The 7900-nt window shown below is 33.9% G+C and carries 8 protein-coding genes; 2 read left to right on the top strand and 6 right to left on the bottom strand.

Annotated elements, in window-relative coordinates; translation table 11 throughout:
* Positions 1 to 782: 782 nt before the first annotated feature.
* Entirely contained in the window at positions 783 to 1007 is a 225-nt protein-coding gene (locus tag PHQ99_07335) for a sigma factor-like helix-turn-helix DNA-binding protein (GenBank protein ID MDD4289382.1), read from the top strand.
* Positions 1008 to 1043: 36 nt separating this feature from the next.
* Here the strand turns inward: PHQ99_07335 and PHQ99_07330 are convergent, their stop codons facing one another.
* The 5 genes from PHQ99_07330 to PHQ99_07310 form a co-directional block, all read right to left on the bottom strand.
* Positions 1044 to 1994, bottom strand: coding sequence for a pseudouridine-5'-phosphate glycosidase (locus tag PHQ99_07330; GenBank protein MDD4289381.1), 951 nt, complete (start codon positions 1992 to 1994; stop codon positions 1044 to 1046).
* The gene (locus PHQ99_07325; GenBank protein MDD4289380.1) at positions 1991 to 2959 is read right to left on the bottom strand and encodes a carbohydrate kinase family protein; all 969 of its coding nucleotides are present in this window, start codon (positions 2957 to 2959) and stop codon (positions 1991 to 1993) included. The genes PHQ99_07330 and PHQ99_07325 overlap by 4 nt, the downstream gene beginning before the upstream one ends.
* Positions 2960 to 3077: 118 nt before the next feature.
* Entirely contained in the window at positions 3078 to 3767 is a 690-nt protein-coding gene (locus PHQ99_07320) for an FAD-dependent oxidoreductase (protein MDD4289379.1), read from the bottom strand.
* 159 nt (positions 3768 to 3926) lie between these two features.
* Positions 3927 to 4826, bottom strand: coding sequence for a 2-hydroxy-3-oxopropionate reductase (locus PHQ99_07315; protein ID MDD4289378.1), 900 nt, complete (start codon positions 4824 to 4826; stop codon positions 3927 to 3929).
* A 26-nt stretch (positions 4827 to 4852) separates the two neighbouring features.
* Positions 4853 to 5662: an aldolase/citrate lyase family protein gene (locus PHQ99_07310; GenBank protein ID MDD4289377.1), complete on the bottom strand. Its 810-nt coding sequence runs from the start codon at positions 5660 to 5662 to the stop codon at positions 4853 to 4855.
* Between the two features lie 140 nt (positions 5663 to 5802).
* Between PHQ99_07310 and PHQ99_07305 the strand changes: the two genes are divergently transcribed.
* Positions 5803 to 6483 carry a methyltransferase domain-containing protein gene (locus PHQ99_07305; protein ID MDD4289376.1) on the top strand — a complete coding sequence of 227 codons (681 nt, stop codon included), beginning with the start codon at positions 5803 to 5805 and terminating at the stop codon, positions 6481 to 6483.
* Positions 6484 to 6525: 42 nt separating this feature from the next.
* On the opposite strand, the gene PHQ99_07300 is transcribed toward PHQ99_07305, so the two are convergent.
* Entirely contained in the window at positions 6526 to 7899 is a 1374-nt protein-coding gene (locus PHQ99_07300) for an FAD-dependent oxidoreductase (GenBank protein MDD4289375.1), read from the bottom strand.
* Position 7900: the final 1 nt, after the last annotated feature.

The raw sequence follows: 7900 nt of genomic DNA, 5'->3' as shown, positions 1-7900 counted from the left end.
CTTTCAACAGGCTGCATTGCTTTTTATTACAGGAGTATATCAGTATAAAGAGAAACCGCCGGTAACCTTTGCAGGGTTCATGAAAAAAAGAATTAAGTGGGGACTTTGGGGGTATTGGAGAAAGCAAAATAGTATATCGTATAACGTATACCGTATACCGTAAAAATTCAATGAACATAAAATCTAAAATAACTAATATGCAGTAACAACTGGAAAAATAAAGTTTTCTAGATTTCTGTATATAGATACTGTGTCAAAAGGCAACTCACAAACTCTACCAAAAGACACCCAATTATTTATAAAATTATCTTTTTCTTGTACTTCCCTCTCCCCTCGGAGGGAGAGGGCTGGGGTGAGGGGGAGAAATAATAGAAGAGTATCAGGTATAAAATAAGGTTTCTAATTTTTTGTTTATAGTTTTTAGATAAAACATAATGGTATTTAGTATAAAGTATTTGGTTTTTAGTTAATTGTTTTTAGTTTACAGTATTTTAGAATAATACATAAATAGTCGTTATTATTTAGTAGTTGGTATTATATAGTCAAATAGCTAAAACCAATTTAATGGCTAAATAGACTGTTTATGAATTTTAGTTTATTAACATTTGCATTTAATTCTTTAATAAAAAAACAGAATCAATAAATATTTACTAAGTTATTTCAAATAACTAATTTGGAAAGAGGATAATTGGTTTTATTAAGATTATTTTTACTAAATACCAAATACTAACGACCAACGGCTGACCTGAAACATGAGCCTACACTTCAAAGGAGGAATAGACATGTCAAAAAACACAATTGAAAATCAGGTTGACAAAATCACTTTATATGAAAATATTAACCACTTGAAAAGACAGGACAGGCAAATTATTTTACTTTATTACTGGTGGGGATATAAAGATGCAGAAATTGGAAAAATGTTGAATTTATCCCAGCAATCAGTTAATTATAATCGCAAGAAAGCTACAAAGCAGTTGCGAAATAAAATATATCAATCTTTTCAGTAAATTTATTTATTGTGATAAACAGCCTGAAATCACAAATCATGATTTGATATCTGAATACAGTAATTGATGATATGCACAGGCAATTTGAGCAGCAATCGTTGCATTGTGTTTTAATAGTTCAATATTAGCCTTTAAGCTTCTTCCCTCGCTTAATTCCTTGACTTTATTTAGTAAGAAGGGTGTTACCTGTTTTCCTTTAATACCTTCTTTTTCGGCAATCTCCTGTGCTTTTGTTATCCAGGTGTCCATTTTCTTTTTACCTATAGCAAATTCGGTTGGTACCGGGTTAGTTATAAGCAAGCCATTGCCCATTTTTAATTGTAAATGAGAATTAACTACTTTAGCGGCTTCCAGAGTATCTTCAAGTGAATAATCAACCTTTAAATGACTGGACTGACTATAAAATGCTGGAAATTCATGAGTACGAAATCCAAAAATAGGTACACCCATTGTCTCTAAATATTCTATGGTTCGAGGGAGATCCAGTATTGCTTTAGCTCCGGAGCAAATCACTGCAACGGGAGTTCTGGATAATTCAGTCAAATCAGCAGAAATATCCATAGCGGGAAGTTCAATGCTTTGATGAACTCCTCCTATTCCTCCTGTAGCAAAAAATATTATCTTACAGCTGTGGGCTATCCACATAGTTAGAGCCACGGTAGTACCTGCATCAAGCTGTTTAGCAATAACTGCAGCTAAATCTCTTCTGCTTGCCTTAATCACATTTTTGGAATGAGCAAGGTTTTCTATTTCACTATTAGTTAAACCGACTTTTATCTTACCATTTAATATAGCAATTGTAGCAGGGACAGCTCCTTCATCTCTAATATTCTTTTCCATATTTAAGGCAGTAGTAATATTATCCGGAAAAGGCAGACCATGGGTAAACAGATTTGATTCTAAAGCTACAACTGGTTTACCATCAACTCCTTTATGAATAGCATTTTTTATTTCCTCAGATACTTCAAAAAAATCAGTATATTTCATAATATCTTAAACATCCCTAAAATTTTATTTTTAATTAATCTTTCATTTGCCTTTGAATATACAGTCTCCGGTGACATCACAGTCAAGCCAGATAAAGTTAATCCGATTTGAACTGATTTTAACAGTGAATATTGGTTATATAACCCATACATTAAACCTGCTACCAGCGCATCTCCTGCACCAGTTATATCTACAACCCTTCTATGTCTTGTATTAATAAAATATCCTTCGGGAAATTCCCTGGAAAATACAAAAGCGCCCTGTGCATTATTTGTTAGAATAATATTTTTAACTCCCTTTTGTAACAGCTGGCTGACTGCTTTCTGCCGATCAGTGGAAGTTCTCATAACAGTACCGGTTAAAGCGCTTAACTCATCCATATTGGGAGATAGGTAGGTAATTTTTGGTAAAATTCCCAATAGTTTTCTACTCTTAACAATTGATACCGGATCAACAATCAGGGGAATATTTTCTCTGTTGCATAAATAAGCTACATAATGAATAGCCTGGGTTGTTAAATTGGTATCCATGATTACAAAACGATTTTTCATAATAATTCCAGCTTTGGCAATTAAATAACGGGGGGTAACTCTTTTCATAATCATAGTATCGCTTACTGCGAGTTGCATATCTCCTTTTTCATCTAAAACTGCAACATATTTACCGGTCACATCTTTTTTCGACTGAATTATCTCATCAGTCTCTACACCTGCATTTCTGAGTTTTTCTAATATTTCTCTCCCCTCATCGTCATCACCAACAACACTCAGGAATGTCACAGGTATATTTAATAGCCCTAAATAATGAGCAATATTTCTGCCAACTCCCCCATGAGCAACCCGGATAGTACCAGGGTTAGAAGTTCTCCATTGCAATACATTCTTTGATTTCCCTTTAATATCTATATTTGCTCCACCAATTACAATAATTCCATTTTTTTCTTCTATAGAGGGATTTTTAATCACTTGAAATAACAGTCCTTTCCAATGTTGATAATTCCTTAAATTCAATAATTTATAGAAAATTATAACATAATTAGTGATGCAATTTTACTAAAACAAAAGAAAAACCAATCAAACTTTTCTAATATTCACCAGTCACGGGAAAATAGTCTTTTCTTATTTTTTCTCTGTTTATATTAAGCTGGCTTAGAGACTCTTCTACTGATTTAACCAGCCTAAGTGGACCGGATATATAAAAGATTCTTTCTTGAAAATCTGAAATTGTTTTTTGAACATACTCCCTGTCACATCGTTGGGGTGAATATATATACCTAACAGCAAGTCCCTGGTTTGCCTTTGCCAATTGGCTCAAGGTTTCTTTAAAAATAACATTCTCTTCATTCTTATTACTGTAAACAAGGATTATATCTTTAATCTGTTTCGCCTTTTCCAGTTCTAACAATATTGAATTAAAAGGTGTTATACCAATCCCACCGGCTATAAATACTAATTTGTTTTCCGGATTCTCAATTATAAAATGACCCTGTATCCTGAGTACATTTACAATTTCTCCGATTTTTTTACTGAATAATGCTTTTTTAAAGGAACTGCTTTCCTGAAAGAAATATCGTGTAGTAAGCATTACCTTTTTTTGATACGGTGGAGAAGAAATGGTAAAAATTCTGGTATCACCTCTATTATCCGGATTAGTATGAGGAATTTTATAAAGGGCATATTGTCCTGCATGCCAGGAAACAGGTTTAGATGTTTCAAAAATAAAACTAAATACATCTTTCGTTTCTTGTCTTTTTTCAATTAATTTTAATTCCATCACTCAACTCCTACTCCTTATCAATATTTAAAAATTATACAGATATCTCGGAAATAAATTTAATTTTTTAACAATATATTCTCAATTATACCATGGCAGAAAGAAGGTAATTGTTCATATTTATTACACCTTCTATCTGGTTTGATTTTTTATATTTTATTATTTTTTACTTTCCTTTAGCGAAACATTGTTTATTTTTTCATAAAATTTTGCTAAGCTTCCATGATCCAGCTCAGAATATCCGTCTGATATTAAAACCTTCATCATTTCCATAACCTGGGCAGTCAAAGGCATAGCATTATGTAAAGTTTGACTGGCCTGCAATACATTGGCTAAATCTTTTACATGAAGCTTGATACGAAAACCTGGATCGTAATCTCCGGAAAACATACGGGGTGCCTTGTCAGAAAGACATTGACTGCCAGCTAACCCCCCCTTTATAGCTTCAAAAATCCGCCTTGGATCTACACCGGCTTTTTTCCCTAATAGCAGTGCTTCGGCTACAGCAGCAATATTAATAGCGACTATTGCCTGGTTGACTAATTTAGTAGTGCCACCGGCACCGATATTACCAACCAATACTGGATTCCCTAAAACCTCTAATATTGGTTTACAACAATCAAATATTTCTTTTTTACCACCAACCATGATTGCCAAATTTCCGGATTCAGCTTTTTCCTGTCCTCCGCTAACTGGCGCATCAAGCATGTCTACTTTCTTCAGGGATAACTGCTTTGAAATAGCCTGGGATACTATTGGAGAAATCGAGCTCATATCTATTAAAATCTGCCCTGCAGACATGCCTTCAATTAAACCTCCTTTTGATAAGACTACTTCTTGCACGTCAGGGGAATCTGGTAACATAGTTATAATTATGTCGCATTTTCCAGAGACATCAGCACTGGATTTGCCTTCTTCAGCACCCTCTTGAACTATTGTTTGCAAAGGTTGTTTATTTCTATTATAAACGATTAAAGGATAGTCTGCTTTCAGAAGATTCCTGGCCATAGGTAAGCCCATAACACCAAGACCAATGAAACCTATTTTTGCCTTAGACATAATACCAACTCCTTTTATTTTATTCCTTAAATAAACTTACCACTCAAATTATTAACAATTCGTCTCATACGACTTCCTTCATTTACCAGAAATGAATTGTAAATTTTCATTTCATCACCAAAGCATATATGTTTAACACCCAGATCTAAATAATATTTAACTTCATCAGGATCACCAAATATTTCACATCTTGGTTGAACACCATTTTGTAAGGCTACTTCAATCATTTTATGTTCAGCAGCCTTACATTCTTTTTTAATATCAGACTTATTTTTCCCTATACTCATAGAATAATCAGAGGGTCCAAATTGCACCATGTCAATTCCGGGTATTGAACAAATTTCTTCAATATTATCCATAGTTTCTTTCTTTTCTATCATAAAGCATATTACAATTTCATTAATGCGCTTAACATGGTCCAATTGAGATAAGTATGGTTGGCAACCAATAAAACGACGATTAGGGTAACCAAATCTACCACCAGAAGACGGTTCGTCTGCTTTCACAATAGATATCGAGTGTCTAACCTCTTCCGGGGTTTTATGATCTGTAAAAAGAATTGCTTGAAAGCCAGAGGCAATTGCTTTTTGAGCAATATACTCACGGTTCTGGAAATCAATTTTAATCATAGATCCCATTTCAGTTAATTCACAAGCTCGCGAAATATTCTCAAGATCATATTGGTTAAAAGGAGAATATTCAGCAACATATTCAATATAATCAAAATTACCAGTACTACCGACCATCTCGGCAATCATAGGCCATTGTGCAGATATTCTGGTTCCCAAAGAAGGCTTACCAGCTTTCAATAGTTCTCTTAATTTATTTTTTTTCATTTCAAACTTTCCTCCTTACCATTAATTTTATTTTATTATGCTATAATTATAAATATATATCAACCATAGTTAATTTATTAAAAATAATAGTCTAATTATTCTTTTAAGTTTCTTTAAATATAATATTCAAGAGTATAAAAATGAATCTGGAACAGTTAATAAGAAGTGTAGAAAATAATCTACTGTCCCTGGCTTATAGCGAAAAAGAGAAGGAAAATGTTTATACAATAATCAAGGCAATTACTGTTATAGATAGAGTCTTTTTTGTTGAACATAAAAATGATGCCTATATAGATGCTGCTCTGCCAATAGGCTATAACCAGACTATTTCTCAACCATCTACTGTCGCCAGAATGCTTATGCTATCAAATCTGCAACCAGGTAATAACTTATTGGAGTTAGGTTCAGGAAGTGGCTGGAATGCCAGCCTGGCAGGATATATCTTATATCCCGGTATAGTGACAAGTATGGATATCATTCCACAATTAGTTGAAAGAGCTCGTAAAAACCTTGATGAGTTAAAAGTACACTTAAATTATAAAGAACGAAAAAAGTTAAATAATATTGATTTCAGGGATTATAATATCTTAAAAAATCTAACCAACTGGCAAGAAAAATATAATCATATTATTATTACTGCAGGAATTACTCCGACACAGGAAGGTTTAATATACCAACTGGCTGATAAGGTGCTCACTGATAAAGGAATCCTGGTTTGCCCTCATATTCATGGACCATTGATAGTTTTGAAAAAACAAAATAATAAAATTATTAAAAGAACTACACAGGAACAGTATGTTTTTGTTCCTTTAATAGAATAATAGATTTTTTTCTTAATTCTTCAGCAATCGCATATTAGGTTATCAGTTATTCAATTTACCATTTAATACTTTTGCAGCTGTTAAAACCGGATCCCATACAGGAGAAAATGGAGGTGCATAAGCCAAATCCAAATTTTCTAATTGTTCTACCGTATATTTTCCACTAAGGGCAGTAGCAATAATATCGATTCTTTTGACTATCCCCTCTTCCCCTACCATGCTTGCCCCAAGTAATTTTTTACTTCTTTGGTCTGCCATAAGACTAATTTTAATAGGTTTAGATTCTGGGCAATAACCAGCCCGGGAATGACTATCAACAGTGATTTTTAATGGACTAAAACCACTTTTTTTAGCTAATTCAATATCTATGATTCCGGTTGTGGCGACCTCTAATTGAAAGACTTTCACAACAGCAGTTCCACTTATTGGAACTAAAGTAGTCGTTTTTCCTCCTACAGTACTGCCAATCGCTCGTCCGTTTCTATTTGCGGTTAATGCCAGTGGTATATATACGGGTTCACCGGTTACAGTGTGTTTTGCTTCTGCACAATCACCTGCAGCATAAATATCCGGAATATTTGTTTGGCCAAATTCATCCACAGCAATTGCCCCGGTTTCTCCCAGTGCAATTCCTGCCTCTCTGGCTAAAGATACTTCCGGTACAATACCAGTTGCCAATAAAACCATATCTGTTGCAATATTCTCTTGATAATCTTCTGTCTTTTTATCTTTTACCTGCACTGATAGGTTTCCGGTATCAGTTTCCATTATGGTATTAACATATTTTCCCAGGTGTAACTGGACAAAATCTTTTAGATGATTCTCTACTACAGCAGCAATTTCTGTGCCAAATGGATTTAAAACATGGGGGAAAAACTCAACAACATGAACTTTTAATCCATTTGCATGAAAGGCCTCAGCCATTTCCATTCCAATATATCCGCCCCCCACAATCAATACTGATTCAGGCAATTTTTCATGCAGAAAATTTTTTATATTTTTTCCGCTGTCCATATCACGCAAAGCAAAGACTCCTCCAGATTCAATACCCTTTATGTTTGGCTTTACAGTCCTTGCACCAGTACTGATAAGTAATTTATCATAACCCTGTTTGATATTACCATCTCTATTACGGACAATTAATTTTTTTTCTTCAGGTATTATTTTTATAACTTCATGGTTTAAACGCAGGTCAATATTTCTTTTCTCTATAAATATCTCGGGAGGAATCCCGATAAGGTCTTTGATATTTTTTATATCTCCTTTTATATAATAAGGTAGTCCACATGCGCCATAAGAAGCCCAGCTTCCTCTTTCAAAGACAATAATTTCCAATTCAGGATTTTCCCGTCTTGCCTTACTGGCAGCACTCATTCCAGCTGCATCTCCGCCAATTATTACAAATAGATTCTTCATA

This window comes from Atribacterota bacterium (assembly GCA_028703475.1).
Taxonomy (GTDB): Bacteria; Atribacterota; Phoenicimicrobiia; order Phoenicimicrobiales; family Stramentimicrobiaceae; genus JAQVMU01.
The sequence above is the reverse complement of the archived record's forward strand: the minus strand, read 5'-3'. Positions and strand labels throughout refer to the sequence as shown.